The following is a 3,550-nucleotide window of genomic DNA, read 5'->3' as shown; positions in this document are numbered from 1 at the left end:
AGCCCCGGGAAGGCTGCTACTTTGCCCGCGTCCCGGAACGAGGACCGGCAGCCCCCGCCGCACGGCGAAGGGGCCGGTCCGTGCGGACCGGCCCCTTCGGGCGGTGGCGGGCGGGGGTTTCCCACACCCCCGGGCGGAACAGGAGGTCAGGAGGCGGCGGGTGCGTCCTGCGCGGGCTCCTCCAGCCCCTCCAGGCTGTCCATGAACGAGCTGACGGAGAACACCGCGCGCCCCGGACCGGCCGGCCCGTAGCCGGGCGGGGAGCTCAGGCCGAACTCCTCCAGCGTCGCCCGGTAGGCCTCCAGCAGCCGGATGTGGTACTCCAGCGGGGCGCCCAGCGGGTTGGCCTTGCCCAGCGGGGTCGTCGGCTCCGGGCACCAGGTCGTGAAGCGCGGTACGACGCCGTGCGACATGAAGAACCGCAGGCCCTCGGTGGTCGACTCGATGGCCTCGCCCACCTTCGTGAACCCGAAGGGCTCGGCCATCTCGATGCCCGCCACGAAGTTGGGGATCACGTTGCGCGGGCCGAACACCTCGGTGGAGTCGAGGATCCTGCGGTGCCACTCGTCCCGGCCCACGTACCGCTCCTTGCCCGGGCAGTGGAGCTGGAACAGCCGCCGGTCCCACACCTCGAAGTTGGGGTGGTAGATCCGGATGCCGTGGTCGTGGAAGCGCTGCACCGCGTCGCGCGGCAGGGCCTGGGCCACCACCTTGCCGATCCAGCGGCCGGGGAAGCGCTCCTCGATGGCCTGCGCGTAGTGCCCGTAGAAGTCGGCCTCGTCCCGGCCGCCGACCTGCGAGGTGATGGAGCCGCCGGTGAGGGTGTAGGCCCGCGAGGTCCCCGCCGTGTCGTACCGGTCGATGATCTCCAGGGCCTCCAGCACCTCCTCGACCGGCTTCACCCCGGTGTACGGGCGGCCCGCCGCCTTGTGCTGGCGCCAGTTGTGGTTGATGTCGCAGAACTGGCACTCCTCCTTGGCGCCGAAGTACTGGCACACCCGGAAGACGGTCAGGTAGATCAGGTAGCCCCACTGGATGGTCGGGGCGACCTCCATCACCGACTTGCCGTTCGACAGCTTGTGCCGGTAGTACTCCGGCATCGGCGGCAGCCCGACGTCGGAGATCCGGGCCCCGTCCAGGTACAGGCCCAGCGTGCCGTCCTCGCCGCCGCGCACCACGTACGGGGAGTCCGGGTTCACCCGTACGGAGACCACCGTGCGGCGCAGCCCGTACGGACCGCCGGTGAGCACGATCTCCTCCGGCGGGCGGTTGAGGGCGGCGGCGCCCAGCTCCGGCAGGGTGCGGTGGTCGAAGGAGAAGATGAAGTACGACTTCGGCTTGACGTCGCCGCCGCCCGGTCCGTCGGCGCCTCCGCCGCTGAGCGCCGACTCGTCGAAGGCCATGCCGCCCCGCAGCAGGTCCTCCTTGATCACGGCCTCCCGCGGCACGTGGGGGAAGCGGGCCATCAGGTCCTCGACCAGCGCGGTACGGGTCTGGGTTGCCATGCGTACTCCTCGGGCAGACGGGTGCCCGAGCGGTCTGCGCGCTCCGGCGGACACATCCATGGCATCCACCGTATCCGCTCGTTTGAACAGGTTCAGCCCGGGGTGCGGGTGATCTCGGTCCGGTAGCGGCCCGGTGTGGTGCCGAACTCCCGCACGAAGGCGTGGGACAGGGCGTACGGGCTGCCGTAGCCGACGCCGGCCGCGATGGCGGCCAGCGAGTCCTGGGTGTCGCGCAGCCGGGTGGCGGCCAGGGTCAGCCGCCACCACGTCAGGTACGCCATCGGGGGACGGCCGACCAGCGGGGTGAACCGGCGCACCAGGGTCGGCCGGGAGACGCCCGCCTCGGCGGCCAGCCGGTCCGCGCTCCACGGGGCCGCCGGGTCCGCGTGCATCGCCTGGAGGGCCGCGGCCGTCACCGGGTCGCCCAGGGCGGCCGACCAGGACCCCGGCGCCGCCCCGGCCACCGAGGCGCGCACCATGTAGACCAGGAGCAGGTCCAGCAGGCTGGGCAGGGCGATGGAGGAGCCGGGCCGCCGGGCGTCCAGCTCCCCGCCCAACAGGGCGATGGCCGACTGGAGTTCACCGTGCGACCCGCCCTGGAGGCGGACCACGCCGGGCAGTTCCGCCAGCAGCGGGTGCACCCGGCTGCGGTCGAGCCGGTACTTGCCGCACAGCATCTCCACCGCCGGCCGGCCCGGCTGCGGCGCGGGGGCCGCCGCCCGCCCGTCGAGGTAGTGCTCCAGCGGCCGGGCCCGCGCCGCCACCGCCGCGTCGACCGGGGAGTCCGCGAGCACGTGGCCCGCCCCGTGCGGCAGCAGCACCGCGTCACCCGTGGCGAGGGGGACCGGTTCGCCCCCGTCGGCCAGCAGCCAGCAGTCGCCCGCGAGGACGACGTGGAACCCCGCCCCCTCGTACGGGTCCAGCCGTACGCACCAGGTGCCCGCGGTCCGTACCCGGTCGGAGGAGGCGCGCCCCAGGCGCACGGCGGAGATCGCGTCGCTCACCACGTCCATGCGCGCAGGGTACCGCCGACGCCCCCACGGGTGAGCGGTACGCGTATTCCCTTGAGCGGAACGCGCATTGGGATGCTCAGCCCGCCTCCCTAGGGTGGTGCACATGACCAACGAGAACACGCAGCCCCTCGTCCTGGGGGACGTCGAGATCACCCGCGTCATCGAGGTGCAGGGCCCCTTCGTGGCCGCCCGGGACCTCGTCCCGCAGTCCGGCGCCGAGGTGTGGAAGGAGAACGAGGACTGGCTGGCGCCCGACCACTGGCAGCCCGACGCCGACCTGGCCGTACTCGCCCTGCAGACCTGGGTCCTGCGCAGCGGCGGCCGGACCGTCCTCGTGGACACCGGGGCGGGCAACGGGCGCGAACGCCCCGGCTCGCCCCTGTTCCACCGGCGGCAGGGCGACTTCATGGGGCGCCTGGCCGCCGCCGGCGTCCGGCCCGAGGAGGTGGACGTCGTCGTCAACACCCACGTCCACGCCGACCACGTCGGCTGGAACACCGTGGACGCCGGCGGGGAGTGGGTCCCGGCGTTCCCCAACGCCCACTACCTCATCCCGGCCGCCGACGACGCGCACTTCGGGCCCCGCGGTGGATACGCGGGCGGCGCGCGCGAGATCGACCGCCTGGTCTACGAGGACAGCATCGCCCCCGTCCACCGGACGGGGCAGGCGGTCCTCTGGGAGGGCTCCCACCGCATCGACGACCACCTCACCCTGGAGGCGGCCCCCGGCCACACCCCGGGCTCCTCGGTACTGCGCCTGGCCTCCGGCACCGACCGGGCGGTCTTCGTCGGGGACATGCTGCACAGCCCCGTTCAGGTCCTGCGGCCCTCCTGCAACAGCTGCTTCTGCATGGACCCGGCCGGGGCGGCGGACACCCGCCGGCGGACCCTGGCGCGCGCCGCGGAGCGCGGAGAGCTGGTGTTCCCCGCGCACTTCGGCGGCACGGGGGCCTTCGAAGTCCGCGAGGAGAAGGGACGGTTCGCCATCGGCGGGTGGGCCTCGGGCATCTGACCGCCCCCGGCCCGCCGGGC

The 3,550-nt window shown here is 73.7% G+C and carries 3 protein-coding genes; 1 reads left to right on the top strand and 2 read right to left on the bottom strand.

The window, feature by feature from the left end:
- Positions 1 to 146 precede the first annotated feature (146 nt).
- Both VR44_RS35930 and VR44_RS35925 read right to left on the bottom strand, forming a co-directional pair.
- Complete coding sequence (locus VR44_RS35930) at positions 147 to 1,505, bottom strand: radical SAM protein (protein ID WP_045951853.1); 1,359 nt, start codon at positions 1,503 to 1,505, stop codon at positions 147 to 149.
- Positions 1,506 to 1,597: 92 nt separating this feature from the next.
- Entirely contained in the window at positions 1,598 to 2,518 is a 921-nt protein-coding gene (locus tag VR44_RS35925) for an AraC family transcriptional regulator (protein ID WP_045951852.1), read from the bottom strand.
- Positions 2,519 to 2,621: 103 nt separating this feature from the next.
- Between VR44_RS35925 and VR44_RS35920 the strand changes: the two genes are divergently transcribed.
- A complete protein-coding gene (locus tag VR44_RS35920) occupies positions 2,622 to 3,530 on the top strand; it encodes an MBL fold metallo-hydrolase (protein WP_045951854.1) in 909 nt (302 codons plus the stop codon).
- The last annotated feature ends 20 nt before the right edge of the window (positions 3,531 to 3,550 follow it).

The organism is Streptomyces katrae (genome assembly GCF_000966975.1).
Taxonomy (GTDB): Bacteria; Actinomycetota; Actinomycetes; order Streptomycetales; family Streptomycetaceae; genus Streptomyces; species Streptomyces katrae.
This window is presented reverse-complemented; position numbering and strand designations above follow the sequence as displayed.